General features: G+C 34.4%; 25 protein-coding genes and 2 pseudogenes. 17 read left to right on the top strand and 10 right to left on the bottom strand.

The genetic code is table 11. From position 1 onward, the window contains the following. Positions 1-67: 67 nt before the first annotated feature. From J3D55_RS19665 to J3D55_RS19655, 3 genes are all read left to right on the top strand, one after another. On the top strand, positions 68-754 hold the full coding sequence (locus J3D55_RS19665) for a hypothetical protein (RefSeq protein WP_259133650.1): 687 nt from the start codon (positions 68-70) through the stop codon (positions 752-754). Between the two features lie 412 nt (positions 755-1,166). Further along, positions 1,167-2,357: a M16 family metallopeptidase gene (locus J3D55_RS19660; RefSeq protein WP_259133647.1), complete on the top strand. Its 1,191-nt coding sequence runs from the start codon at positions 1,167-1,169 to the stop codon at positions 2,355-2,357. A 16-nt stretch (positions 2,358-2,373) separates the two neighbouring features. Further along, positions 2,374-4,026: a M16 family metallopeptidase gene (locus tag J3D55_RS19655; RefSeq protein ID WP_259133645.1), complete on the top strand. Its 1,653-nt coding sequence runs from the start codon at positions 2,374-2,376 to the stop codon at positions 4,024-4,026. 134 nt (positions 4,027-4,160) lie between these two features. Here the strand turns inward: J3D55_RS19655 and J3D55_RS19650 are convergent, their stop codons facing one another. Both J3D55_RS19650 and J3D55_RS19645 read right to left on the bottom strand, forming a co-directional pair. Continuing rightward, entirely contained in the window at positions 4,161-4,745 is a 585-nt protein-coding gene (locus tag J3D55_RS19650; protein ID WP_259133643.1) for a DUF3109 family protein, read from the bottom strand. 6 nt (positions 4,746-4,751) lie between these two features. Further along, complete coding sequence (locus J3D55_RS19645) at positions 4,752-5,657, bottom strand: DUF6427 family protein (RefSeq protein ID WP_259133641.1); 906 nt, start codon at positions 5,655-5,657, stop codon at positions 4,752-4,754. A gap of 42 nt (positions 5,658-5,699) precedes the next feature. Here J3D55_RS19645 and J3D55_RS19640 point away from each other — a divergent pair, with 42 nt between their 5' ends. Beyond that, entirely contained in the window at positions 5,700-5,933 is a 234-nt protein-coding gene (locus J3D55_RS19640; RefSeq protein ID WP_259133639.1) for a DUF6341 family protein, read from the top strand. An 85-nt stretch (positions 5,934-6,018) separates the two neighbouring features. On the opposite strand, the gene J3D55_RS19635 is transcribed toward J3D55_RS19640, so the two are convergent. The 5 genes and pseudogenes from J3D55_RS19635 to J3D55_RS19615 all read right to left on the bottom strand — a co-directional run bounded on the left by J3D55_RS19635 (position 6,019) and on the right by J3D55_RS19615 (position 9,480). Further along, the gene (locus J3D55_RS19635) at positions 6,019-6,456 is read right to left on the bottom strand and encodes a universal stress protein (RefSeq protein WP_259133637.1); all 438 of its coding nucleotides are present in this window, start codon (positions 6,454-6,456) and stop codon (positions 6,019-6,021) included. A gap of 59 nt (positions 6,457-6,515) precedes the next feature. Further along, entirely contained in the window at positions 6,516-7,121 is a 606-nt protein-coding gene (locus J3D55_RS19630) for a fumarylacetoacetate hydrolase family protein (protein WP_259133635.1), read from the bottom strand. A gap of 419 nt (positions 7,122-7,540) precedes the next feature. Next, on the bottom strand, positions 7,541-7,942 hold the full coding sequence (locus J3D55_RS19625) for a putative signal transducing protein (RefSeq protein ID WP_259133633.1): 402 nt from the start codon (positions 7,940-7,942) through the stop codon (positions 7,541-7,543). 3 nt (positions 7,943-7,945) lie between these two features. Continuing rightward, a pseudogene (locus tag J3D55_RS19620) lies at positions 7,946-8,711 on the bottom strand (exonuclease domain-containing protein). 55 nt (positions 8,712-8,766) lie between these two features. Then, on the bottom strand, positions 8,767-9,480 hold the full coding sequence (locus tag J3D55_RS19615; protein ID WP_259133631.1) for a CDP-alcohol phosphatidyltransferase family protein: 714 nt from the start codon (positions 9,478-9,480) through the stop codon (positions 8,767-8,769). A gap of 135 nt (positions 9,481-9,615) precedes the next feature. Between J3D55_RS19615 and J3D55_RS19610 the strand changes: the two genes are divergently transcribed. The 9 genes from J3D55_RS19610 to J3D55_RS19570 all read left to right on the top strand — a co-directional run bounded on the left by J3D55_RS19610 (position 9,616) and on the right by J3D55_RS19570 (position 20,685). Then, positions 9,616-11,547 (top strand): LTA synthase family protein, encoded by a 1,932-nt coding sequence (locus J3D55_RS19610; protein WP_259133629.1) that lies wholly within the window; start codon positions 9,616-9,618, stop codon positions 11,545-11,547. 140 nt (positions 11,548-11,687) lie between these two features. Then, positions 11,688-12,104, top strand: a complete 417-nt coding sequence (locus tag J3D55_RS19605) for a DUF2147 domain-containing protein (protein ID WP_259133620.1) — start codon at positions 11,688-11,690, stop codon at positions 12,102-12,104. 108 nt (positions 12,105-12,212) lie between these two features. After that, positions 12,213-13,193 carry a pyruvate dehydrogenase complex E1 component subunit beta gene (locus tag J3D55_RS19600; protein WP_259133617.1) on the top strand — a complete coding sequence of 327 codons (981 nt, stop codon included), beginning with the start codon at positions 12,213-12,215 and terminating at the stop codon, positions 13,191-13,193. A gap of 120 nt (positions 13,194-13,313) precedes the next feature. After that, complete coding sequence (locus tag J3D55_RS19595; protein WP_259133615.1) at positions 13,314-15,308, top strand: KUP/HAK/KT family potassium transporter; 1,995 nt, start codon at positions 13,314-13,316, stop codon at positions 15,306-15,308. Positions 15,309-15,374: 66 nt separating this feature from the next. Beyond that, entirely contained in the window at positions 15,375-15,848 is a 474-nt protein-coding gene (locus J3D55_RS19590; RefSeq protein ID WP_047399628.1) for a Fur family transcriptional regulator, read from the top strand. A gap of 3 nt (positions 15,849-15,851) precedes the next feature. Beyond that, on the top strand, positions 15,852-17,594 hold the full coding sequence (locus J3D55_RS19585) for an OstA-like protein (RefSeq protein WP_259133610.1): 1,743 nt from the start codon (positions 15,852-15,854) through the stop codon (positions 17,592-17,594). A 446-nt stretch (positions 17,595-18,040) separates the two neighbouring features. Continuing rightward, positions 18,041-19,216 (top strand): aspartate aminotransferase family protein, encoded by a 1,176-nt coding sequence (locus tag J3D55_RS19580; RefSeq protein WP_259135166.1) that lies wholly within the window; start codon positions 18,041-18,043, stop codon positions 19,214-19,216. A gap of 192 nt (positions 19,217-19,408) precedes the next feature. After that, the gene (locus J3D55_RS19575) at positions 19,409-19,795 is read left to right on the top strand and encodes an START-like domain-containing protein (RefSeq protein ID WP_259133608.1); all 387 of its coding nucleotides are present in this window, start codon (positions 19,409-19,411) and stop codon (positions 19,793-19,795) included. Between the two features lie 80 nt (positions 19,796-19,875). Continuing rightward, positions 19,876-20,685 carry an aminotransferase class IV gene (locus J3D55_RS19570; protein ID WP_259133606.1) on the top strand — a complete coding sequence of 270 codons (810 nt, stop codon included), beginning with the start codon at positions 19,876-19,878 and terminating at the stop codon, positions 20,683-20,685. Positions 20,686-20,769: 84 nt separating this feature from the next. On the opposite strand, the gene J3D55_RS19565 is transcribed toward J3D55_RS19570, so the two are convergent. Together J3D55_RS19565 and J3D55_RS19560 are read right to left on the bottom strand one after the other, a co-directional pair. After that, complete coding sequence (locus J3D55_RS19565; protein ID WP_259133604.1) at positions 20,770-21,354, bottom strand: N-acetylmuramoyl-L-alanine amidase family protein; 585 nt, start codon at positions 21,352-21,354, stop codon at positions 20,770-20,772. 107 nt (positions 21,355-21,461) lie between these two features. Next, positions 21,462-22,010, bottom strand: coding sequence for a YqgE/AlgH family protein (locus tag J3D55_RS19560; RefSeq protein ID WP_259133602.1), 549 nt, complete (start codon positions 22,008-22,010; stop codon positions 21,462-21,464). Between the two features lie 24 nt (positions 22,011-22,034). Here J3D55_RS19560 and pdxH point away from each other — a divergent pair, with 24 nt between their 5' ends. After that, positions 22,035-22,679 (top strand): pyridoxamine 5'-phosphate oxidase, encoded by a 645-nt coding sequence (gene pdxH, locus J3D55_RS19555; RefSeq protein WP_259133600.1) that lies wholly within the window; start codon positions 22,035-22,037, stop codon positions 22,677-22,679. 71 nt (positions 22,680-22,750) lie between these two features. On the opposite strand, the gene J3D55_RS19550 is transcribed toward pdxH, so the two are convergent. Then, entirely contained in the window at positions 22,751-23,065 is a 315-nt protein-coding gene (locus J3D55_RS19550) for an HU family DNA-binding protein (RefSeq protein WP_259133598.1), read from the bottom strand. A gap of 400 nt (positions 23,066-23,465) precedes the next feature. Here J3D55_RS19550 and panD point away from each other — a divergent pair, with 400 nt between their 5' ends. The 3 genes and pseudogenes from panD to J3D55_RS19535 all read left to right on the top strand — a co-directional run bounded on the left by panD (position 23,466) and on the right by J3D55_RS19535 (position 25,617). Then, complete coding sequence (panD, locus tag J3D55_RS19545) at positions 23,466-23,816, top strand: aspartate 1-decarboxylase (protein ID WP_047399636.1); 351 nt, start codon at positions 23,466-23,468, stop codon at positions 23,814-23,816. A gap of 4 nt (positions 23,817-23,820) precedes the next feature. Further along, positions 23,821-24,847, top strand: a pseudogene (locus J3D55_RS19540) (lysylphosphatidylglycerol synthase transmembrane domain-containing protein). Positions 24,848-25,041: 194 nt separating this feature from the next. Further along, positions 25,042-25,617 carry a TerD family protein gene (locus J3D55_RS19535; protein ID WP_259133596.1) on the top strand — a complete coding sequence of 192 codons (576 nt, stop codon included), beginning with the start codon at positions 25,042-25,044 and terminating at the stop codon, positions 25,615-25,617. Positions 25,618-25,646: the final 29 nt, after the last annotated feature.

The raw sequence follows: 25,646 nt of genomic DNA, 5'->3' as shown, positions 1-25,646 counted from the left end.
TTTTATTGAAAAACGTTCTTATTTTATTCGTTCAATATTCATATATTTACGCCACTAAACTTAGTATATGAAAAAGATCATCATTCCGTTTTTTTGCGTTGTGCTTTTTTCTACTTCGGTAGCTGCACAAAAAAAAGCTGTTGCTCCCGCTAAAACGGAAGCTGTAAAATCAAAATTAACTTCTAAAGATGTTATTAACAACTATCTTACTGCTCTTGGTGGGAAAGAAAAATTAGAAGCTATAAAATCTACCATTACCGATAATACACTTTCTGTACAGGGTATGGAAATTAGTATGACTACTAAAAAGATGGGGAATAAATTCAAATCTGAGCAGTCTGTAATGGGACAAAAAATGATTCAGTTTTTTGATGGTGAGAAAGGATATTTCGAACAAGGAGGTCAGAAAATGGATATTCCTGCTGATAAAATTGGAGAATTAAAGAAAAGTAAAGTTATGGATGCTTTAGGATATGACGCAGCCAACTTCCCAACGGTAACTGTTGAGAAAATCGACGGAAAAGATTATAACGTTTTGGCTTCTGATAAAGGAAAGCATTATTTTGACGCTTCTACAGGATTATTATACAAATCTACTGCAGATGAAGGAAATGCGACTGTAAAAAGCTATATGACTGTGGATGGAGTACAGTTCCCATCAGAAATTGAAGCCGAAGGAAACGGACAGAAAGTAACGATTAAAACTACGAAAGTTACCATCAATTCTGGAGTTTCAGATGCAGATTTTAAATAGAAACTACCGATTTAACATATAAAAGCCAGACATTGTCTGGCTTTTTTCGTTATCTGATAATATTTAACTTAAGTTTAACTAGCAAAAAATATCTCTGTATTCTAATTAATGATACTTTTATCAAAACAAAAACAAATTGATGAAAAAATACACTTTATTCTATGCTGGAATCTTTCGGGGTTCATTTTCCAATTCTTTCACAAGTATAATCTTTTCTATAAATAAATAACAATTTATAGTTCTAAATACTATTTATCAATAATCTTTTCAATACAAAATATGCTGATTTGTTAGGGATATGTGATTTAATAATATTTAACTTAATTTTAACTTTAAATACTATTCCATACATTTCCTCGTTTAGTGAATAAACTATATTTTTGAACTATAAAAATTAATAATCCAAACAACTATGAAAAAAATGCTTTCGTCACTTGCAGTGGTCGTCCTGATGTCTGCAAATGGTTTTGCACAGAGTATTCCGATGGATGCTTCTGTAAAAACAGGTACTCTTTCGAACGGAATGAAGTACTATATCAAAAAAAATAATTTACCGGAAAAGAAAGTAGATTTCAGATTGGCAATCAATGCGGGATCTATTCTTGAGGATGAAAACCAGCGAGGTCTGGCTCACTTTATGGAGCACATGAACTTCAATGGGACAAAGAATTTTCCTGATAACAAGTTGGTCGATTTTCTACAGTCAATCGGGGTGAAATTCGGGCAACACCTTAATGCTTACACGAGTTTTGACGAGACGGTTTACATGCTTCCGGTTCCTTTAGACAAACCCGGAAATCTTGATGCAGGTCTGAAAGTAATGGAAGACTGGGCTTTTAACGCTACACTTTCTGATGAACAAATCAACAAAGAAAGAGGCGTCGTTTTGGAAGAATTAAGATTGGGGTTGGGAGCTGATAAAAGAATGTCGGACAAATATCTTCCGAAATTATTGTACAATTCTCAGTACGCCAACAGACTTCCGATTGGTAAGAAAGATGTGCTGGAAAACTTTAAACCGGATGTGATAAGACAATTCCACACAGACTGGTACAGACCAGATTTGATGGCGATTGTTGTCGTGGGAGACATCAATGTGGATGAAGTTGAAAAGAAAATTAAAGAAAATTTCAGCAAGTATAAAAATCCTTCAAAGCCAAAAGAAAGAAAAACTTTCGATTTACCGAATCATAAGGAAACTTTAGTAGCGATCGAAACAGATCCTGATGCTACGAACTCAATGGTACAGTTTATCATGAAAGATTCTGAGGCGTATCAACCGGACGTTACGGTGGAGCAATACAACCAAAGTCTTGTTGAGCAAATCACAACAACGATGTTGAATAATAGGCTGGGTGAATTGGTAAATTCTACAAATCCTCCTTTTACTTACGGTTCTGTGTATCATGGCGGAACGTATGCGAGAAGCAAAGAAGGTTTTCAGGGATTTGCTATGGTAAAAGAAGGAAATCAGCTTAGCGCTTTGAAAGTTCTTTTGGAAGAAACGGAAAGAGCAAAAAGATTCGGATTTACGCAGACAGAATTAGACAGAGCAAAATCACAGGTTTTATCTAGTATGGAAAGAAACTTACAACAATCGTGATAAAACAGAAAGCGATATGTTGGTGGATGAATATGTAAGAAACTTTCTTGAGCAGGAACCAATGCCGGGAATTGCATGGGAATATGAAGATACTAAGAAATTCTTGCCTTCTATAACATTAGCTCAAACGAATGAGATCATTAAAAAATTTGTAAAAGATGACAGCAGAGTAGTCGTAATTACGGGTCCTAAAAAAGATAACGTGACCATGCCGACGGAAGCAATGGTAATGAATACTTTCGAAGGAGTGAAAATGGCAGATCTTAAGCCTTATGAAGAAAAAGCAACGATTAAAAATTTAGTAAAACCTTTCAAATCTGAAGGTAAAATTGCTAAAACCGAAACCGATGCAAAACTGGGAACAACAACCTGGACATTGAGCAACGGCGCAAAAGTGACGTTCAAAAAAACCGACTTTAAAGATGACGAAATTGTTTTCTCAGGAAGAAGTATGGGCGGAAGTTCTTTGATTTCGGATGCAGATTTTAACAAAACTCAGTTTGCATTTGCTGCTTTGTCTGAAGCCGGAGTAAATGGTTTTTCAAAGTCTGATCTTACTAATTATTTAGCAGGAAAACAGGTAAATGTAAATGCTTCTGTGACGCCTTTGTTTGAAGGAGTTTCCGGAAGAACGACTCAAAAAGATTTAGGAACAGCATTGGAATTGATGTATGCTTATTTTACGGGATTAAATTATAACCCTGAATCATTTAATGCTTATAAAACAAAACAGTCGGCGATGTTGGATAACTTGTTGTCTAACCCTCAGTTTTATTTCTCAAGTGAGCATGCGAAATTCATGAATCAGAAAAATCCGAGATTTATTGGGATTATTCCGATGGAGAAAGAGTGGGCAAATACGGATTATAAAAAAGCATACGACATTTATAAAGATAAATTCGCGAATGCAGGAAACTTCCAGTTCTATTTTGTAGGAAATATTGATGAAGCTAAATTTAAAAATGAAGTGTTGCAGTATATCGCAAGTCTTCCGTCAACAGGAAAAGCGACGAATTTCAAGGATACAGGCTACAGACAAACGACCGGAGATTTCACAAAAACATACAAAAAAGGAAAAGATCCTAAAAGTATGGTAACGATTTCTTACGCCGGAGAAACTCCTTATAATGAAAAAGAAGCATTGGCTTTAAGAGCTTTGGGAGAAGTAGCTACGATTAAAGTAATCGAAAAATTAAGGGAAGACGAAAGCGGAATTTACGGTGGTGGAGCGAGAGGAAATATGAATAAAGTTCCTTACAGCACGTACAGTTTTAGTGTGAGTTTCCCTTGTGGTCCTGAAAATGCGGATAAATTAACGAAAAGCGCGATCACGGAAGTTCAAAAATTAATCGACAAAGGCCCTGAACAAAAAGATCTTGATAAATATAAAGAAGGAGAATTCAACGACTATAAAACAAGTCTGAGAGACAATTCTTTCTGGATGAGTAGTTTAACAAGAAATCAATTAGACGGAAGTGATAAATACGAAATCCTGAATTATCAGGAAAAAGTAAAAGCATTAACGGTGAAAGACCTTCAGGATGTTGCGAAGAAATATCTTACAAAAGGTAGAATCGTAGCGACATTGATGCCGGAAGACGGTTGGGAAAATACCAAAAAAAGTGAAACGAAAGTAGAAACTGCCACTGTAAAAGGAGCAGCAAACTAATCAATTTTTCATTGAAAATAAAAACCGTCCCGTAATATTTTACGGGACGGTTTTGTTTATTTTAATATGATTTTTATCTCAAATTAATAAGCAAAAACTCATATACACTAAAACACTCATACTCTCAAACCCAATCAAGATCCGTATTCTTTTTTCCATTCTTCGGCAACTTCACTTAAGACACCGTAAAATTCTTCACCATATTTTCTGATCAAAGGATTTTTCAGGAATTTATAAATAGGAACCTGCAATTCTTTTCCTAAAGCACAGGCATCGTCGCAGACATCCCATTCGTGATAATTTAAGGCTTTAAAAGTAGAATATTCCGTCACACGAATTGGGTAGAGGTGGCACGAAATAGGTTTTTGCCAATCGATTGCGCCATCTTCATAGGCTTTTTCGATTCCGCATTTTGTAATCCCTCTTTCGTCATAAGTTACATAAGCGCATTCACGGTTTTCCACCATTGGTGTTACGTACATTCCGTCGATCGGATCGGTTGTCCAGGTTCCGATTTTTTCAATAGATTCTATGCCTTCTTGGGTAAGATAAGGCTTCACTTTATCAAAAATACTATCTAAAATTTCCAATTCGTTTTTATCCAACGGAGCGCCTACATCTCCTTCCACGCAACATGCACCTTTACATTTCGAAAGGTTGCAAACAAACTCTTCAGAAAAAATATCTTCGGAGATCAATTTATCATCTATCTGAATCATAATCTTTTAAAATAAATCAAAATAAGTTACGGCTTTAAAACCGACTAAACTAAAAATAATCAACCATAAGCTCACTTCCTGCATCCAGTATTTCGGCAAAAATTTCAGCATTCGGCTGATAATAATGGTCGACGGAAAGGCAAGAAGCAGCAAATATTCATAACTTTTATTCATATAAAGAATAATAGTAACCAGCTGTGCTACAGAGAAAACCAATAAGAAAGTGTATTTGTATCTGCTTATCGGACTCTTTTTATTATAATTTTTAAAATGGTCATACACTGCATAAATCAGCATTAAAACAATAGGAATTAAAGTTAATAATGATTCATAATCTGTTATTATTTTCATATTTGCGAAAGGGAAATAATCCATATTCCAAGTCGTAAAATTCATGAAAAACATGATTGAAAAATAACTGAATGCTATTAAAATCACCCCCAATAAAAACCTGAAAATATTTAATCCTATTCTTTCCGAAGTGGCAACCACGTGGATGAGCACAAAAATCGCCATCGGCCAGGTTGTAGGAAGAAAAATAAAATTCAGCGCTACAATAGAACCTACCAAAACGTAAGACTTTTTCCTGATATCTTCATTGGTACTTGTAAGAAGTAGCAAAAGAAACGAATTGGTCAATAAAGAAACCGCAAGTCCGATGTCTAAATTTCCCGGATAAAGTCCAAAAATAAAAAATGTATACAAAAATAAAGGCAAATGCGTCTGATAATTCAGAGCAATGCTATGAAAACAAAAATATCCTAAGGCAATTCCAAAAAAAGTAATACCTGCAATAACACCCTCATAAGTGTTGAAATTCAAAAAGTTAAAAGTTATTACTATTAACAGAAGAAAACCAATATAAACAGGAATTGAAAAAATATTGCTTTCTTTTGAAAGTAATCTAAACATTTTTTATAAATTTGTACAAAGTTAATTTAAAAAAGGAAAATAATGACGTCTTTCTTTCTATTCTTAAGCAAAGTTTTCAAATGGAGTTTCGGTTTCTATGATACTTTCGGAAATGTTTTAAACTGGGTACTATTTGTTGTTTGCTGTGTACTATTCACATATTGGTGCTATACACTGGTGGTGACATTAGGTGGCGATAAAGACAAAGAATATTATTCTCCAACGGAAGGTAAGCATCCTTACTACGATCCTAATATCTACAAAAAAGAAGGTTAATTAATTGGTTATATAGTAAAAAGCCGATCAAATTTTTATTTGGTCGGCTTTTTTATTAACGATTAAAATTTGATTTTCTTTATTCTTAGTCGTGAATCGGAAGCACCAAAACCGGAATATTGGAATCTTTAGTGATTCCTTTCGTTAGACTTCCCACGAAAACATCATAGATTCCGCTTCTTCCGTGTGAACCCATCACGATGAAATCTGCATTATTGGTTTTGGCATAATCCAAAATGATATCTTTGGCAATACCTTGTTTCAGAAGATGCTCGCAATTTATATCATGAGCAAGAATTCTTTGTTCGATTCTATTGAGCTGAATCAATTCTTCTCTTATCTCGTTCTCTTCAACTTCCGGAAAATACTGAAATCCCATATCACCGATTGCAAAACCGATGTCGGATGGTGCAACATGGATGAGGAAAATTTTACCGTTTACTTGTTTCGCAAATTTTACCGCTCCTTCTACAAGATGCTCTGTTTTGTCCCCAAAATCTACGGGTAATACAATATTTATCATAACCTTTAACTTTGTTTACTAAAGATAGGAAAATTATGCCAAAAGCTATGTTAAATTACTTATAATATTCGGATATCAAGAATTTTTTCCTCTTCAAGATAAGCTTCAAGAATATCATTTTCTTCCACTTTTCCTACCCCTTTTGGAGTTCCTGTGAAAATAAGATCACCTACTCTCAACGTAAAATATTGCGAAACAAAAGCGATAATATCTTCAATCGTGAAGATCAGGTCTTTCGTATTTCCATCCTGAACCTTCTCTTTATTTTTTAATAATGAAAAGTTTAGAGACTCCAAATTATAATTCTCTTTTTTGAAGAAATTTCCCACTACCGCAGATCCGTCAAAGCCTTTTGCGAGCTCCCACGGAAGACCTTTAGACTTCAGTTCACTTTGAAGATCACGTGCCGTAAAATCGATTCCCAGACCTATTTCTTCGTAATGTTTAGATGCCGTTTCTTTTTGGATATATTTTCCGCCTTTTGAAATTTTCACCACCACTTCCAGTTCATAATGAACATCCTCCGAAAATTCCGGAATATAGAAATCATTTCCTTTCAAAACCGCTGTATCCGGCTTCATAAAAATCACAGGTTTTTCAGGGATTTCGTTTCCCAATTCTTTTGCGTGTTCGCTGTAATTTCTTCCTATGCAGATTATTTTCATAATGCTTTTTATTTATGTCTTTGCGAGAAGCAATCTCACAATTATTTTATGATTTATTTTTAGGAGCTATTTCCCGCTTTCCGCTATATCTTTTGTTTCGCTGCGCTACACAAAAGGATGTCGCTGCAATCGGGGCTAAGAAAATCGGTACGTTTATAACCACCCCGTCAAAAATTCTTTTAAAATTTCACCACCCTTTTAGAGGAGGGGGATTCTCACGTTACAAGCTTTAATTTATAAAGCCTTCGCTGAGTGAAACGCCTTTGCGACCGGAAAATATTCACAATAATTTCAAAAAAACTTTGCAACCTTTGCGTTTAAAATAGACTCTTCAGTTCACTTCGTTCCGTTCAGAATGATCAAAATAACATTTAGTATTAGCGATGTCATGCTGAGGTTCTCGAAGCATCTGTCAAAGTTTATTCATGCGTAAACTCATTCCCGCAATAATAGCAAACAAACTTATGGCTCGTCAGAATCGAAATTCCAAAAAAGCTCGTTGCGCTGTCGTCTCTGTAAATATGATTGGAACCACATTTCGGGCATACAAAATCAAATTCCGGATTTTCAATCGTATGTTCTACTTCCAACGAAAATTCTTCGTTTTCTTTGTAATCCTGTAAAACCTGATTCGCTTTTTCCAGATCTTCTTCAAAAACCTGCAGCTGAATTCCGCCTACAGCCTGAGAAAGCAACCAATCGGTCTGGATTAGCTGTTCATTGGCAATAAAGCTGTTGATTCCGCTTTCTGCTAATATCTGTTTGTCTCGGTTGGCTTTGAGAGCCGTTTCGTAAAATTTAAATTTAACCAGCTCGCTCATATGTTAAAATTTACTTGATAATTGAATTTTTGTGAAAACCTTCTTTGTATATAACGGAAAGTCAGCGCTTTGAAGCCATCCGTAATATCCCAGATCTTTCTGGAAAACGTCTTTCACTTTTTGTCCTTTATATTTTCCGAAAGCAAAAATTTCGTGTCCGCTTTCGTTAAAATGAATCATTCCTGCAAGATCCGCAAACTTGTTTTGAGTAGAAAAAGCACTCAGTTTCTGCAACCTCATTCGGAACATCTTCATATCTTCCAACCTGCGCGTCCAGAACTTCAAAAGTTGCCATTACATCGGCTTCTGCAGAATGTGCATTTTCCAACGTTTTATCGCAGTAGAATTGATAAGCCGCACCTAAATTTCTCGGTTCTTTCTTGAAGAAAATCGTCTGTGCATCGACTAATTTAAACTTACTTAAATCAAAATCGAAATCTGCACGAAGCAATTCTTCAGCCAATAAAGGGACATCAAATCGATTAGAATTAAAACCTCCCAAATCTGCACCGGTAATCATTTCAACCACTTTTGAAGCAATTTCTCTGAAAGTCGGAGCATCTTTTACGTCTTCATCATAGATTCCGTGGATCTCGCTGCATTCTTTCGGGATCGCCATTTCCGGATTTACTTTCCATGTTTTGCTTTCTCTTGAAGCATCAGGATTTACTTTTAAGATACAGATTTCTACGATTCTGTCTTTTCCAATGTTGGTTCCTGTTGTTTCTAAATCAAAAATACAAAGTGGCTTATATAATTTTAAATTCATTGCTGATAATTTGAAAATGTGTTAATAAATTGTGAGTTATTTTAGAGTATAAAATCTAATTTAACTGTTTCTGAAAAATAATTGAGATTAAAATATAATAAATAATCACCATCGGAATTCCGACCGTTTTAAAGATAATTAAAATAATGACTGAACCAATTAATAAAGCCAGTTTCGGATAATTGTCCTGCAATTTCATCGATTTGAATTTCATCGCAATCATTTTTATTGGACTGATTAAAAGCCAAGAGCAAAGAAGGGTTAAAATAATCAATAAGACTTCATTATTCATCAAAAATTCAAAACTCTGATTTTCTTTAAAGGCGTAATATAATCCGAAAATTAAAATGGTATTTGATGGCGTATTCAATCCTTTGAAATAATATTTTTGATCTTCATCCAAATTGAAAATAGCCAATCTTAAACAAGAGAAAAGCGTAACAAAAAGTCCTAAATATTTTATTTCAAAAGGTAATTCTGTCCCTAAAAACATTTTTCCAAAAGGTTCTAAAGCTGCATACAGCGTCAATCCCGGAAGCAATCCGAAACTCACCATATCCGCCAAAGAATCCAACTGAACCCCCAAATTAGAATTTGCCTTCAAAGCTCTTGCTACAAAACCATCAAAAAAGTCTAAAATCAAAGAAAGAATAATACAGATCGCAGTCGTTTGATAATCACCCAAAATAAGATGAATCGCACCTACACAACCGGAAAACAGGTTTCCTAAGGTAATGGCATTGGCAAGATTATTTTTAATAAAATTCATAACTGCAAAATTAAAATAATATATCAATATATCAATTGAACGAGATGCCAATTTAAGAATGTACCCATTATTGTTACATTTCTAGATTGCTATATTGTTATGTTAATTTTATATGAATTTGATGTAAATTTGCGCATGAAATTTTTTAAAGAATTTAGAAAACAGGAAGTTCTGGTATTGTTGTACAGGATTTTTTTAGCATACTTTTTTTATCAGATTGCGAGATTTTTGTTCTGGTATTTTAATAGAGATTTAATAAAAATAGATTCGGTATCAGATTATTTCAATCTTTCTTATCACGGGATTGCATTTGATACGACGGCGATTTTATACGTCAATGCGCTATTTATCTTATTAAGTATCATTCCGATTGTTATTAATACGAAGAAAATCTACCAAAAAATACTTTTCTGGCTGTATTTTATCACCAACGGAATTGCGTATGTGATGAATTTTGGGGATTTTGTCTATTTCAAATTTTCTCAGACAAGATTAACTTCTGCAGCGTTTCAGGTTGCACAGCATGAATCCAATATTTTCAAGGTTTTTACTTCTTCACTTACACAGAATCCTTTTGTTTTAATCTGGTTTGTGGTTTTGATGGCGCTTTGGGTTTTCCTTTACAAAAAGGTGAAAATTACAGAGAATAAGCCTGTAAAACTGATTCCTTATTTTATATGGTCTGTTCTTACGCTTTGTACGACGGCGGTTTTAGCAGTTGGCGGAATTCGTGGAGATTTCAAGCACAGTACAAGACCCATTAATTTGGTGGACGCCAACCGTTTTGTGAAACTTCCGGCTCAGGGAAATATGGTTCTGAACAGTACATTTTCATTTTTTAGGACGATAAATACGAATAGTTTTAAGGAAGTTCATTTTGTTGATGAAAAATTTATTGATGAAAATATTCATCCTTATAAAGAATACGACAGACAAGTTGCCGACAAACCGAATATCGTTATTTTCATTGTAGAATCTTTTAGCAGAGAATATTCCGGAGCTTTTAATAAAGATAAAAATATTAAAGATTACGTTTCTTACACGCCGTTTATCGATAGCTTGTCGAATGAAAGTCTTATTTTCCCGAATACTTTTGCCAACGGAAGACAGTCGATCCACGGAATGAGTTCTGTTTTGGCAGGAATTCCGAGTTTAACGGATGCTTTTACAAGTTCACCTTACTCGAACCAGAAAATTCAGTCGCTTGTTTCGGTCTGTAATGATATGGGATATGATACGTCTTTCTATCACGGTGCTCCGAATGGTTCGATGGGATTTTTAGGTTTTGGAAATATTTTAGGTTTTAAACATTATTTCGGAAAAACAGAATATAATAATGATGCAGATTTCGACGGAATCTGGGCGATCTGGGACGAACCGTTTTTACAGTATTTTGCTAAAAATGTAGGAAAAAAGCAGCCTTTTATGACGACGGTTTTCACGGCTTCTTCGCATCATCCGTTTAAAATTCCTGAAAAATATAACGGGAAGTTCAAGAAAGGGAAAAACCAGATGCATGAACCGATTCAATACACCGATTATTCTATTAAAAAGTATTTTGAAACGGCAAAAAAACAACCTTGGTTCAAGAATACAATTTTCGTGTTCACAGGAGATCATACCAATGAAATTTATTATCCTGAATATGAAAAAGCTATGAATCGTTTTGCTGTTCCTTTAATTTTTTATTCTCCGAATCCGGCGTATAATTTAAAAGGTGTAAATCAGGAATTTGCTCAGCAGATTGATATTTATCCAACGTTGGCAGATTTAATCGGGTATAATAAAAAAATCAGAAGCTGGGGAAGAAGTCTGGTAAGCGAAAAGCAATATGCTCCTATTATTGCGAATTCTGACGGTGGTATAGAGCAGTTTATTATCGGGAATTATATTTATCGTTTTGACGGAAAAGATGTTGTAGGGATTTTTGATAAATCAGATTTAGCCTTAGAAAAAAATCTGATGTTTCAATTGAAAGAGAATGAGGAAGCTCAAAAAGGCAAGCAAATCGCAAAAGCGTGGTATCAGGATTATATGAACAGGGTGATTAACAGAAAGATGTATTAGTGTTTAATACTGAAAGTTGGTACATCTATTGTTATATATGCCTTGGATAATAAAATTTTTTGTTTGTTTGAAATTAATTTATATTTTTAACAGTAATTAAGCAACGAAATTATTTTATTGAAATTAAAACTATAAAGAATATGAAAAAATTATTACTAACATTCGTCCTTTCTTTGTTTGGCGTTTTGTCATTCGCTCAGATAGAAGGTAAATGGAAAACCATAGACGACGAAACCAAACAGGCAAAATCTATTGTAGAAATCTATAAAAAAGGAGATCAGTATTACGGGAAAATTTCTCAATTGCTGATAAAACCTGCAAATCCTAATTGTGTAGACTGTAAAGACGACAGAAAAAACAAACCAATTTTAGGGATGGAAATCATCAGAGGTTTGAAAAAAGATGGCGACGAATTCACCGGAGGAACGATTACAGATCCTAAAACAGGTAAAACGTACAAATGTACCATTACAAGAAGCGGAGACAACCTGAATGTAAGAGGTTATATAGGATTATCTTTCATCGGAAGATCGCAGACTTGGCAAAAAGTTAATTAATTATATTAAATAAGAGTAATAAACGGCATTTCATTCAAATGAGATGTCGTTTTTGTATATAAATAATAAAAAAACACTATTTTTGTACTCTAAATTTTTCAAATAAATATGGCAGAATATACTTTTCGTGAGGTAATTGCACAGGCAATGAGCGAGGAAATGCGTAAAGACGAATCCATCTTTTTAATGGGGGAGGAAGTTGCAGAATACAATGGTGCATATAAGGCTTCAAAAGGAATGTTGGATGAATTTGGTGACAAGAGAGTAATCGATACACCAATCGCTGAGCTTGGTTTTACAGGGATTGCTGTAGGAGCTGCAATGAATGGTAACAGACCAATTGTGGAGTATATGACTTTCAATTTCTCATTGGTTGGTATTGATCAGATTATCAATAACGCGGCGAAAATCCGTCAGATGAGTGGTGGTCAATGGAATTGTCCTATCGTTTTCAGAGGACCTACTGCTTCAGCAGGACAGTTGGGAGCTACACACTCTCAGGCTTTTGAAAACTGGTTCGCAAATGTTCCGGGACTTAAAGTTGTAGTACCTTCAAATCCTTACGATGCGAAAGGGTTGTTGAAAACAGCTATCCAAGATAACGATCCTGTTATTTTCATGGAATCTGAGCAGATGTATGGTGATAAAATGGAAATTCCTGAGGAAGAATATTACTTGCCAATAGGAAAAGCAGATATCAAGAGAGAAGGTAAAGATGTTACTTTGGTATCTTTTGGAAAGATCATGAAGCTGGCTATTCAGGCGGCTGAAGATATGGAAAAAGAAGGTATCTCTGTAGAAGTTATCGATCTTAGAACAGTTCGTCCTTTGGATTTTGATACTGTTTTAGAGTCTGTAAAGAAAACAAACAGATTGGTTATTTTAGAAGAAGCTTGGCCATTTGGTTCAGTATCTTCAGAAATTACCTATATGGTACAGCAAAAAGCATTTGATTATTTGGATGCTCCAATCAAGAGAATTACTACTCCTGATGCACCTGCACCTTATTCTTCAGCTTTATTTGCAGAATGGTTCCCGAAACTTGAAAAAGTAAAAGAGGAAATCAAAAAAGCGATGTACGTTAAGTAATTTAATGATTATAGAGAAAAACTTCCGAAAGGAAGTTTTTTCATTTATTCTATTCATGAATAATAGTTCATGGGGTTATAAATTTGGTTTAAATTTGCGCTCTTAAATAAATTAGCTGATATGGCAGAAGTTACAGAAGGCGGTCATCATTTTGACATCAAAAAGCTTTCTTTCATTGGAGTCTTAGTATCTTTAGGTATTGTATTTGGAGATATTGGTACTTCCCCGCTTTACGTAATGAAAGCAATCGTAAATGCACGAGGAATAGGCAGCAAAATGCCTTTCAACGAATACATAGAAGGAGCACTTTCTTGTATTATCTGGACTCTGACTCTTCAAACAACCTTAAAATATGTAATCATTGCTCTGAGAGCAGATAACAAAGGAGAAGGAGGGATTTTGGCTTTATTTTCTTTGGTTAAAAATCTGAAAAAAGGCTGGCTTTATCTCATTGCTATTGTCGGCGCAGCAGCGCTTATTGCAGATGGGGTAATTACACCTTCGCTTACGGTAATGTCTGCGATAGAAGGGCTGGAAATCTATAATCCGCACACCCCTGTAGTTCCTATTACTATTGGGATTTTAATTTTAATATTTACAGTACAACAGTTTGGAACAAGTTTTATAGGTAAGTTTTTCGGACCTGTTATGGTGATCTGGTTTCTTGTTTTAGGAGGATTGGGATTGTCTCATTTAAGTGAGAATCTTGAGATTTTAAGATCATTTAATCCTTATTACGCCTACAAACTTATTGCAAATTCACCAAGTGCTATTGTCATTTTGGGTGCTGTTTTCCTTTGTACAACAGGGGCAGAAGCGCTTTATTCAGACCTAGGTCACTGCGGTGCAAAAAATATCAGAGTAAGCTGGGTCTTTGTTAAAATAATGTTGATCTTAAACTATCTTGGGCAAGGTGCTTGGCTTTTAACCAATTATGGGAAACCGGGATTTTCGGCAATCAATCCTTTCTTTGGAACTATGGAAGAATGGATGATCGTTCCCGGAGTAATCATGGCAACGGCAGCTGCAATTATTGCGAGTCAGGCGTTGATTACAGGATCATTCACTATTTTCTCTGAAGCAATGTCACTGAATCTTTGGCCAAATCAAAAAATCGATTATCCTTCAGGGGTAAAAGGGCAGATGTATATCCCGAGAATCAATTGGGGATTGCTTATTTTATGTATTATTGTGGTTCTTCACTTTAAAGAATCGGGCAAGATGGAAGCAGCTTATGGGCTTTCTATAACGGTGACGATGTTGATGACGACCATTTTATTATTGTTCTGGTTGCTGAAACGCAGAGTTAATAAAATTCTTATCCTTGTTTTTGCGCTTGTTTATATGTCTATCGAACTAGGTTTCTTCAGTGCAAACATTATCAAATTCTTCGAAGGAGGTTGGATTACCGTGATCTTAGCAGGATTTATCGGGATTTGTATGTACGCTTGGTATAATGGGAGATCTATCAAAACACAATTTATCAAATTTGTTAAGCTAGATAAATATATTCCTATCATCAAGGATATGAAATTGGATGAAACCATTCCAAAATATGCAACGAACCTGGCTTATTTAAGCAGAGCAAGAAGAAATGATGAGATAGAATCGAAAATTATTTATTCTATTATTAAAAAGCAACCGAAAAGAGCAGATCATTATTTTATCTTAAGTATTTCCAATCAGGAAGATCCCTATACTTTCAAATATACTGTAGATGAGGTTCTTCCGGGAACGATTTACAAAATTAATTTCATGTTAGGATTTAAGATCGACAGAAGAATTAATGATTATTTCGATATGGTGATAAGAGATTTAATGGCAGATGGCACAATTCCTTCAAGAAGCAGCCATCCATCGTTAAGAGCTCACAATATTCCGCCGGATATGAAGTATGTAATTATAGATAACACCTATATCAACGATATACTTCTTACCGTAAAAGAGAAAATTATCATGAATATCTACAATTTTGTTAAATATATTGGCAGTGACGACTTCAAAGCTTGGGGAATCACTTCACACAATGTAGTTGTAGAATCTGCGCCTATGACGGAAGACTGCGTCGGAAACTCGAAAATCGAGCAGTGCGAATTCATCCGTCACAATGGTTAAATTCTTTAACACAGGACACAATATCTATTTAAATAAAAATCGATAAATTTGTAGATAATTTTTTTGATGGATACTTTACAAAAAGAAAAAAATATTGCGCTTATTAAAGATGTTTTGAGAAACTACTTATTAGAAAAGGGTTTCCGAAACACTCCGGAACGATATACGATATTAGAAGAGATTTATAATATGGATCATCACTTCAATGTTGATGATCTGTATCTTCTGATGATGCAGAAAAAATATCACGTTTCAAAGGCTACAATTTACAATACTATTGAGATCTTCCTTGATGCAGGATTAATCCGTAAGCATCAGTTTGGGGAAAAAACACTCACATCTTCATCTTACGAAAAGTCTTATTTTGATAAACAGCACGATCATTTGGTGATTTACAAAAAAGATTCAGATAAAGAAATTGAAGAGATTATTGAGTTTTGCGACCCAAGAATTCAGGGGATTAAAGAAGCAATCGAAGGTGCATTTGGCGTGAAAATTGATTCTCATTCGCTGTATTTTTATGGCACTAAGAATGATTAATCAATGAGACTAATTTTTGTTCTGTTAGTTTTTATTTCAACGTTTGCTTTTGCACAGGCTCAACCAAAGTCTGTGCAGAAAGATCCGTATTTTACCCCCAATACACTTCCCAAAAAGAATGCTCCGCCTCCTGAAAAGGTGAAGCATCTTCATTCTGATGAATTAAGAAAGGATGAGAAGTATGAGGGGAACAATTATTTCACAGGAAGTGTTCAGTTTTCACATCAGGGATCATTGTTGAATGCAGATCTTGTCATCTTTTATGAAGAGCAAAACTTTATCAAAGCAATTGGTAACGTTAAGCTTCAAAATGCAGATGGTTCCGTAATCACTGCGGATGAAATGGAATATGACGGAAATACCCAAAAGGGGATTGCCAGAAAAAATGTAGTTCTTACCGATCCGAAAGGGACAATCATTAAGACTGAAACAATGTATTATGACAGAGTTGCAAATCAGGCGTATTACAATACAGGAGGAACGATTAATGACGGTAAAAGTACAACATACTCAAAATCGGCAACTTATTTTCTGACAACGCGTACGATCGATCTTACCGGAAGGGTGAAAATTGAAGATTCACAATATGTTTTGGAAGGAGAAAATGTTGTTCAGAACCAAAATACAAATATTGTTGATATCAACGGACCTACAACGATTACCAACAAAAAGAATTATAAAAACCGCATCGTTACTGATAAAGGGAATTATAATACAAATACCAAAGAAGCTTTTTTGTATAAGAACTCAAAGGTGTTTTATAATGATAAAATTCTTACGGGTGACGAAATGTATTACAATCAGCTTACCGGTTTCGGAAAAGCAACAGGACATGTAACGCTGGACGATCCTAATGAAAGAAGATGGATAAAGGGTGGTTACGGAGAAATTTTTGAAAAGAAAGATTCTGCGATGATGACCAAAAATCCGTATGCTGTGAAAGCGTTGGAAAAAGATTCTATGTATTTTGCAGCCGAAAAAATTCTTTCTTTCCAAAGACCGGATCCGAATGATAGTAAAGTTAAAAAAAGTTTCCTTCGTGCCTTTAAAAAAGGAAGGTTCTATAAATCTAATGCATCGGGAAGAGCCGATTCTATTGCTTTTAATGAAACGGATGGAGTTCTTCATATGTTCACAGAACCGATTCTCTGGAGTAATGGAAAGCAGATAACGGGAGACAAAGTTGAAGCCTATTTTGATACTCAAAAAGAAAATATCGACTCTTTGAAAGTGATCGGAAATGCTTTTGCCATCAGCAAAGTTGATTCTCTGGATATGAAAGATGAATTCAATCAGGTGAAAGGGAAGCTGATGACGATTTATTATGGTGAGGACAACAACATCAAAGAAGCAAAAGTAATCGGAAATGCACAGTCTATTACGTATTCCGATGATGTGAACGAGAAAACAAAGGAAAAAGAGAGAATCGGGATTTCTCTTACTTCTTGCGGAATTATCGATGCGATTTTTGAAGAAAAAGTACTGTATGTTGTGGCCTGTAATATTGGCGCAAATTCAGATACCTATCCGATGAGTAAGATAGAACCCGCCAAACGGAAGTTTCCCGACTTTAACTGGAATACAAAAGATCGCATCTTAAAATGGCAGGATATTCTCGTCGATACGCCGAATCATGATGAGATAAAATATGAATCCGACGATGTTTTATATAACAAAGCTCAGGAAGTAATTGACAAAGAAAAAGCCAAAGAAGAAGCCAAAAAACCAAAACGTACAAGAAGATAATTCTTTTTTTACCCTAGTTTTTTCGAAAAATATATTGATTCACCATTTTCTTAATAGGAAATGGTGAATTATTTTTATGGAAATCCTCTAAAATTGGTGTCTGAAATTACTTTTTTTTGAAATAAATATTAAATTATTTTTCATATTTATTCAAAATATAGTGAAGAGAAAAGCCTTATCAGAATTGTGTTTTACGATTGATAAATATTCATCATATGTTGAATTGGTGTAAAATATTTGTATTGAATTTAAATAATTTTTAATAAATATGTATTCTTATTCGATTTTTTTTATATATTTATCACAAGAATATATTAAACTATATTAATATTTTGTGATTTGGTGGTTCGCTCTCCTTGTGAGAGCGATTTTTTTATTCTATCGGTATTGTTTCGGTGTTTGGCGAATGTTTTTTAGTTTTGCTAAAATTTTTCAGGGAAATGGAAATGCAAAAAGATTTTTTTATATATCAGGCGCAGACAACAAAGTTTGCTGCAGGTTTTGAAGTTGAAAAAGCAGAAGGAAGCTATATTTACGGAACAAACGGAAAAAGGTATCTGGATTTTGTGGCGGGAGTCTCAGCAAATACTTTGGGACACTCACATCCGAAGATTGTGAACGCAATCAAAGAACAGGCAGAAAAGTACCTTCACGTAATGGTTTACGGAGAATATGCTCAGGAAAAGCCGGTGGCTTTATGCAAATTATTGGCAGAAGCAACGCCGGATCCTCTGGAAATTACCTATTTGGTTAATAGCGGAGCAGAAGCCATTGATGGAAGCTTAAAATTAGCAAAAAGATATACCGGAAGAGAAGAGATCGTTTCTTTTAAAGATTCTTATCACGGAAATACTCATGGAGCTTTAAGTGTTTCAGGAAATGAAACTCACAAAAGAGAATTCCGTCCTTTATTGCCAATGGTTTCTTTTATTGAATTTAATAATGAAAATGATTTCGATAAAATTACAGAAAAAACAGCTTGTGTTATTTTAGAAACGATTCAGGGAGCAGCAGGATTTTTAGTTCCGAACGATGATTATTTAATTAAATTAAAAAGAAGATGTGAAGAAGTCGGAGCTCTTTTAATTCTCGATGAAATTCAGCCAGGATTCGGAAGAACAGGGAAATTATTCTCTTTTGAACATTTCGGTATCGTCCCAGATATTTTGGTCATGGGAAAAGGAATGGGAGGCGGAGTTCCTGTTGGCGCTTTTATGAGTTCTAGAAAAATTATGGAAACATTGTCGCATTCTCCGAAACTAGGTCACATTACGACTTTTGGCGGAAATCCTTTGATTGCGGCTTCAAGTCATGCCACTTTAAAAGAAGTTCTGGAAAGTGGTTTAATGAATGAAGTGGACGAAAAAGAGAAGTTGTACAGAGTACTTTTAGTTCATCCTAAAATTAAAAATATTAACGGTAAAGGCTTAATGTTGGCGGTAAATCTAGGTTCTCCTGAATATACTTTAGATGTTGCAAAAAGATGTATGGAAAAAGGCTTGATCGTTTTCTGGCAGTTATATAGAAACGAATATCTCAGAATTTCTCCACCGCTTACCATTTCGAAAGACGAAATAAAGGAAGGTTGTCAGATTATTTTAGAGGTTTTAAACGAAAATTAATAAAGAAAAAAACTCTTCAGACCGAAGAGCTTTTTTAGGTCTGAAAGTAAGCTTATTTAGTTCAAATCAAAATTAAACAAGTATTTGAAAATCTGTGACAAATATCATGAAGATTATGCAAAAAAATAAACACATTTTTGTGTAATAAAAAAATTAATTTATATATTGCGGGACGATTAAAACAAAGATTATATGGCGAAACATAAAGTCCATTACGAATTTCCAATGCACTGTTTATCAGAGATTTTATATGAATATCTGGCAACTGCAGAAGGATTATCCGAATGGTTTGCAGATGATGTAACAGAGAAGGGCGATGACTTCTTTTTCAGTTGGGGAGGAGGACCTGCTGAGAGAGCGACTTTGATTAGATATAAGCCAGAAGGTTTCGTTCGTTTCAGATGGGAAGAAGATGAAGGGACTAAACATTTCTTTGAAATGACCATTACGGTTGATGATATTACTGAAGATTTAGCATTAAACATTACAGATTTCTGTGAAGAAGGTGATGAGAATGAAAATGCACTGTATTGGGAAAATCTTATCGAAAATCTTAGAATAAAATTGGGTGCTGCTTAAACGTAAGCAGTACTAAATGGGAAAAACTGATGAACGATTTATCGTTCATTATTTTTTTTGTAATAAAATCAGGTTAAAAATTGGAAAATCAATATTTTACATCAGACGAATTAAATGTGAAGAATAGAGCGTTTCTTTTGGGCGACGCAGTGAAGGTTTCTTTCTTTGTGAGAAATGCCAAATTAATCATGGATGAAGAGTGTTATTTCTTCCTGATGGCTTCCATGAGAAAAATGAGGATGAATATTCCGTTGACTTACACGTTGGAATTTTTTCAGTCGCTTTTTCAAAAAAATGTTATTGAAGAAAAAGGAATTCAAAACGGGATTATCAATTTTCAGGTTTTTAGAAATTCTGATGGTGTTACGTTGTCAAAATCTTCAATTTCTTACTTTTATGATGTTGTAGAATTAGATGATGTTGTTGCGGTTCATGAAAGGTCTTTGGAATTGGATTTAATTAAGGAAATTAATGTTAATAGCAATCTTTTAAGCAATATCCGTGTTCATAGTCCGGAAAATATTTACGGCGAAATTTACGCACAGGAAAACGATCTTGATGATGTAATTTTGTTGAACCCTAATAAAAGAATTGCCCGCACAACTTCAGGAAATCTTTTGTTTTTGGATGGTGATGTCATTAAAGTTCCCAAACAGACGGAAGGTGCTTACATTTCTCCTTTAATGGAAAATTTCATTACTTTTTTACATAAAAATAAACTTGCAGATATTCAGGAACACGAGATTATCGCATTTGAATCTCAGAAATCAGAAGAAATTTTGTTGATCTCCGATGAAAAAGGGGTATTTTCTGTGGGTAAAATAAGAAATAAAACTTTCGGAAACAGTCGTTTTTTAGAATTGATAGAAAGCTGGAAGGAAAGTTTTTAGAAAAAATTGACAAACCCGGTAAACAACAAAGTTCCAAAAGTCCTTTACCGGGTTTTATTCTGAATCAATCAGAATTAGTTTTATTTAATATTCGTTGAAAGCTTCTACGAATTTTTGTGCAATTTCTTTTTGACCTTTTTCGCTGGTCATCAATTCTCTATCCTTTGTATTATTGATATATCCAAGTTCTACAACAACGGTAGGAGCTTTAGATTCTCTTAAAATGTGAAGATTTTTTTCTCCCTCAATTTGGCTGGGATCGAATTTTTGCGAAATTTTTTCGGCTAATTTTTTAGAAGCCTCAGAATTTTGAGTATAGATTTCCTGCCCTTGTTTTACAGATTCCGGATGCGGACTGCTGTTGAGGTGCAGGGAAATTACCATCTCAGGATTCAGCTTGTTAATCATATCAGTTCTGTCTTTCAACTGGCTGTATGCATCGGAATCTCTGGTTAAAATAACTTCGTAGTTTTCTAAGGATTTTCCGGTTTCCTGAATTTGTTTGGCAATATTTAAAACCACTTCCTTTTCAGAAATACCGTTACGGGTTGCACCCATATCATTTCCGCCATGACCGGCATCTATAACGATATATTTTTTGTTAACCGGAGTAAAGGATAAAAATGCTGCAGAAAAGACTGCTAAAGCAAAAAGTTTTGTTCCTTTCATTATGGTGAATTTTGGTTTAACAAATAACGTCAATTCTTTGCTTAAAATTGGTTAACGGATTCTTAAAGTTTGTTAAAGTTAATTCAGCCTTAAATAGCTGTATATTATTAATTTAAAGAAATGTCTTCAGGCGAATTTGCCCATAACAAATACTCTCCGCCAAGATTTTGCATGATCGATTTCCAAAGTGTTTGATCGTTGGGTAGTGTGTAATCAAGATTGTAAACATCTACGACAGTCCATACTTTTTTCAGAATTTCATCGTCTAGCTGCAAAGCTGTCCATCCAGAATATCCTGAAAATATTTTCACATCATTAATATCCAGATCGCCGCTCAAAACAGAGCTGATGATATTTTCTATGTCTTCCGTTAAGTAAAATTCGTTGGTGATCTCTGTATAAGTTTCTGTTACCTTTTTTCCTTTTACAATAAAGAAAACCCTTTCATTTTCTACCGGTCCGCCGTCGTAGACTTCTATTTTAAAATCGAAGAAATTTTTGAACTTACTACTCATTTGGCTGTTCTTTTTATTTAATATTAAACCAAATGCTCCCTGTTCATTATGTTCAATAATCAAGACTACAGATCGGGAAAAAATATCGCCGGAAATGTCGGGTGTGGAAATTAATATTTTACCTTTGTATGAGTAATTCATACTCAAATTTAATAAAAAATATTTATGGAAAACCTGCACGACAAAAGAAAAGTGTACGAGAAATCCCAACTTATTGAAAGTGAGATAAAACAAAATCCGATCGAGCAATTTCGGGATTGGTTTCTGGAAGCAAGTGAAAACCCGAACATTTATGAAGCCAATGCAATGGCGATTTCTACAGTGGAAGAAGACGGTTGTCCGCGCACGAGAATGGTTTTGCTGAAAGAATATACTTTCGAAGGCTTTATTTTTTACACCAATTATGATAGTAAAAAAGGAAAATCAATAGAAAAAACACACAAAGCATGTCTGCATTTTTTCTGGCCCAATCTGGAAAGACAAATTATTATTAAAGCTAATTTGGAGCGTATTGCAGAGAATCTCAGTGATGGATATTTTCATTCCAGACCGAAAGGAAGCCAGCTTGGAGCTGCGGTTTCGCCACAAAGTCAGGAAATTCCCAACAAAGAATTTTTAGAAGGAAAACTGAAAGAGTTAGAAAAAGAATACGAAAACAGTGAAGTTCCAAGACCGGAAAACTGGGGTGGATATATTGCAAAACCGTACGAAATAGAATTTTGGCAGGGAAGACCCAACAGGCTTCACGACAGGATTATTTATGAATTAATTGATAATCTGGATTGGAAAATCTCAAGATTAGCACCTTAAATAAAGCATTTAAATTCAATAGAAAACCCTCATCCATGGATGAGGGTTGAATTTTTTTATAACCTGAATGATTATTTTTTCTTTTTAGGAGCAGCAACAGGTGCATTAGCAGTAGCAACAGCAGCAGATAAATCAGCGCCTGCTTTAAACTTAGCAACAGTTTTAGCTTCGATATTAATTGGTTTTTTTGTTGCAGGGTTGATCCCTTGTCTTGCAGCTCTCTCAGCTACTGAGAAAGTACCGAATCCTACTAGAGAAACTTTTCCGTCTTTTTTCTTTAAAGTAGAAGTTACATTACCAATGAAAGATTCTAGAGCAGCTTTAGCCGCTACTTTAGTGATTCCTGCATCTTTTGCGATTGCGTCGATTAATTCAGACTTGTTCATAATTTTTAAATATTAAAGTTAGTTCGTAATTATAGCAAATATAATAATATTTTGTAAATGTGCAATTTTTATGTAAAAAAATAAATAATATTTTTGATTTTAGCTGAAAATGGTTAAAATATGATAATTCCACTTTTTACGTAAAATCTACGTTACGCGCTGCTAAAATCATGCCAAATGCTTATGTGTATTGACTTTAGCAAAATTAGAAAATTATTTTTTATATTTATTAAATCCGAAATTACATGTAAACTATTAATAATTTTCGTGATATGGTTGTAGATTTTGTAAGTAAAATAGGTAAAAATTATGTTTAATAAAATTAAATGCCTGTATATCTGTTAGTTTTAAATTCATTCTAAAACACCAATTTATTAATTTTTATTAATAAATTTGCACCATGTTAATAGAAGTTTTTAAGTCTAAGATTCACAGGGTGAGAGTAACGGCTTCTGACCTTAATTATATTGGTAGTATCACGATAGATGAAGACCTTATTGAGGCTGCAGGTTTGGTAGTAGGCGAAAGAGTGTATATTGTAAATGTGAATAACGGTGAGCGTTTTGACACCTATGTCATCAAAGGAAAAAGAAAATCGGGGGAAGTTTGTCTGAACGGTCCTGCCGCTAGAAAAGTGCAGAGAGATGACATCATCATCATCATCGCTTATGCGCAGATGACTCCTGAAGAAGCGCAAAGTTTTCAGCCAAAAATTGTTTTCCCGGACGAAAAGACCAATCTTTTGACGTAATCTGATGGAGAAAAAATCAAAAAGTCCTTTAAAATCAATATTAACAATAGTAATCTCGCTTGCTTTTGCAGGTTTTTTTTTGTGGATTGCTCTTAAAGATTTTGATTTTGGGTCGTTTCAGAAATCAATAGCAAAAGCTAATTATTGGTGGGTTTTATTCGCTGGATGTTTCGGGATTTCGGCGTATTGGTTCAGAGCGATTCGCTGGAATCTGATGCTGGAAACCGATGGGACACAATATTTCCAATTCCAATTCACTTTGGTCGATATCTTTCGGATATTTAATGAATCTTACCATTCCCAGAAGTGGAGAAGTAGCAAGAGCCACAGCTTTGTATGGAGTGGAAAAAGTTCCTGTAGATCAGTCTTTCGGAACGATTATTTTAGAGAGAGTGGTAGATTTGGTTTGTATGATTGTCTTTTTGGGACTGACTTTGCTATTTAAAGGAGAAGTAATTTATTCTTTCTATAAAAATTCAGGAATAAATTTTAACCCCAATAAAATCTTACTCATTCTAGGAATCTTGATTGTTGGAGCGGTTTTATTTTTTATGTTTAAAAAAAGACTGGCAAATGTTGCTTTTTTAGGCAAAATCATCAAATTTATCGACGGAATTTTTCAAGGTTTAACATCCATATTTAAATTAAAACAAAAAGGAAAATTTATCCTCTATACAATGGGAATCTGGATTTCCTATTATTTTGCCGCGTATTTGGTATGTTTTGCATTGCCGGAAACGTCTAATTTTACTTTTGCAGACGGATTTTTAATCATCGTTGTCGGAACATTGGGAATGATTGTTCCTGCAAGTGGCGGAATCGGAGCTTTCAATCTTGCGATGAAATTCGGTTTTATGGCTTTATTTATCTCAATGGGAAAAAGCAGCGAATTGGGAGGAGAAATAGGTTTGACTTATTCCTTCATTTCATTGCCGTTACAGATTATCATTATGTTGATTATGGGTTTAATTTCTATTCCGATGTTGGCAAAAGCGAGAAATACTGTTACTGAAAAAGAAATTACAGAATAATTTATCTGAAATTCAAACATCTTAAAAATATAAAATCCGGTCAGTGAGCCGGATTTTTTTATGACTAAATCTTGCGAAAAATTCAATTTTCTATAATCTGCAATTTACATATTTTTTTGTCACAAAATGTTTTGGAAAATTCGTAAAACAGCCATAACTTAGAGGTAACAATTCATAAAAAACATAACATTATTATGGCAATTAATTTACAGAAAGGACAAAGAATTGATCTCGGATTTACAAAAATGACAATTGGTCTTGGTTGGGATCCGAATGACGGAACGGGATATGATTTTGACCTTGATGCTTCGGCAATTATGATTGATGCAGACAGAAAATTGGTGAGTGAAGACTATTTTGTCTTTTATAATAATTTAAATTCTCCGGACGGCGCTCTTACGCATACAGGAGACGATCCGAGCGGGAAAAACAGCGATGGCGACGATGATGAAGCCATCATTGTAGATCTTGAAAAAGTAGATCCGAAAGTCGATGAAATTCTTTTCGTAGTAACCATCGAAGATTTTGAAAGAAAGAAACAAAACTTCGGACAGGTGCGAAATTCTTACATCAGAATTATTGATAATCTGACCCATCAGGAAATTGCAAAATATGAGCTTGATGAAGATTTTTCCATCGAAACCGGTATAGAATTCGGAAGATTGTACAAACGCAACGGAAGCTGGAAATTTGAGGCTTCAGGAATCGGTTACAGAGCCGATTTGGGCTTTTTCCTTGAAAAATATTACAAAGGGCAAATCATTAAATAAGAAAGAGAAGTATCCTGAAAAGCATATTT

The organism is Chryseobacterium ginsenosidimutans, from assembly GCF_024807225.1.
Taxonomy (GTDB): Bacteria; Bacteroidota; Bacteroidia; order Flavobacteriales; family Weeksellaceae; genus Chryseobacterium; species Chryseobacterium ginsenosidimutans.
This window is presented reverse-complemented; position numbering and strand designations above follow the sequence as displayed.

Bases quoted from the DNA above. Each gene is read 5' to 3' on its own strand.
- J3D55_RS19590 (WP_047399628.1), top strand. From the start codon at position 15,375: ATGGATACTTTACAAAAAGAAAAAAATATTGCGCTTATTAAAGATGTT.
- J3D55_RS19575 (WP_259133608.1), top strand. From the start codon at position 19,409: ATGGCGAAACATAAAGTCCATTACGAATTTCCAATGCACTGTTTATCA.
- J3D55_RS19585 (WP_259133610.1), top strand. From the start codon at position 15,852: ATGAGACTAATTTTTGTTCTGTTAGTTTTTATTTCAACGTTTGCTTTT.
- J3D55_RS19535 (WP_259133596.1), top strand. From the start codon at position 25,042: ATGGCAATTAATTTACAGAAAGGACAAAGAATTGATCTCGGATTTACA.
- J3D55_RS19605 (WP_259133620.1), top strand. From the start codon at position 11,688: ATGAAAAAATTATTACTAACATTCGTCCTTTCTTTGTTTGGCGTTTTG.
- J3D55_RS19615 (WP_259133631.1), bottom strand. From the start codon at position 9,480: ATGAATTTTATTAAAAATAATCTTGCCAATGCCATTACCTTAGGAAAC.
- J3D55_RS19665 (WP_259133650.1), top strand. From the start codon at position 68: ATGAAAAAGATCATCATTCCGTTTTTTTGCGTTGTGCTTTTTTCTACT.
- J3D55_RS19610 (WP_259133629.1), top strand. From the start codon at position 9,616: ATGAAATTTTTTAAAGAATTTAGAAAACAGGAAGTTCTGGTATTGTTG.
- panD (WP_047399636.1), top strand. From the start codon at position 23,466: ATGTTAATAGAAGTTTTTAAGTCTAAGATTCACAGGGTGAGAGTAACG.
- J3D55_RS19550 (WP_259133598.1), bottom strand. From the start codon at position 23,065: ATGAACAAGTCTGAATTAATCGACGCAATCGCAAAAGATGCAGGAATC.
- J3D55_RS19660 (WP_259133647.1), top strand. From the start codon at position 1,167: ATGAAAAAAATGCTTTCGTCACTTGCAGTGGTCGTCCTGATGTCTGCA.
- J3D55_RS19625 (WP_259133633.1), bottom strand. From the start codon at position 7,942: ATGAGCGAGCTGGTTAAATTTAAATTTTACGAAACGGCTCTCAAAGCC.
- J3D55_RS19560 (WP_259133602.1), bottom strand. From the start codon at position 22,010: ATGAATTACTCATACAAAGGTAAAATATTAATTTCCACACCCGACATT.
- J3D55_RS19580 (WP_259135166.1), top strand. From the start codon at position 18,041: ATGCAAAAAGATTTTTTTATATATCAGGCGCAGACAACAAAGTTTGCT.
- J3D55_RS19635 (WP_259133637.1), bottom strand. From the start codon at position 6,456: ATGATAAATATTGTATTACCCGTAGATTTTGGGGACAAAACAGAGCAT.
- J3D55_RS19650 (WP_259133643.1), bottom strand. From the start codon at position 4,745: ATGATTCAGATAGATGATAAATTGATCTCCGAAGATATTTTTTCTGAA.
- J3D55_RS19655 (WP_259133645.1), top strand. From the start codon at position 2,374: ATGTTGGTGGATGAATATGTAAGAAACTTTCTTGAGCAGGAACCAATG.
- pdxH (WP_259133600.1), top strand. From the start codon at position 22,035: ATGGAAAACCTGCACGACAAAAGAAAAGTGTACGAGAAATCCCAACTT.
- J3D55_RS19600 (WP_259133617.1), top strand. From the start codon at position 12,213: ATGGCAGAATATACTTTTCGTGAGGTAATTGCACAGGCAATGAGCGAG.
- J3D55_RS19640 (WP_259133639.1), top strand. From the start codon at position 5,700: ATGACGTCTTTCTTTCTATTCTTAAGCAAAGTTTTCAAATGGAGTTTC.
- J3D55_RS19630 (WP_259133635.1), bottom strand. From the start codon at position 7,121: ATGAAAATAATCTGCATAGGAAGAAATTACAGCGAACACGCAAAAGAA.
- J3D55_RS19565 (WP_259133604.1), bottom strand. From the start codon at position 21,354: ATGAAAGGAACAAAACTTTTTGCTTTAGCAGTCTTTTCTGCAGCATTT.
- J3D55_RS19645 (WP_259133641.1), bottom strand. From the start codon at position 5,657: ATGTTTAGATTACTTTCAAAAGAAAGCAATATTTTTTCAATTCCTGTT.
- J3D55_RS19595 (WP_259133615.1), top strand. From the start codon at position 13,314: ATGGCAGAAGTTACAGAAGGCGGTCATCATTTTGACATCAAAAAGCTT.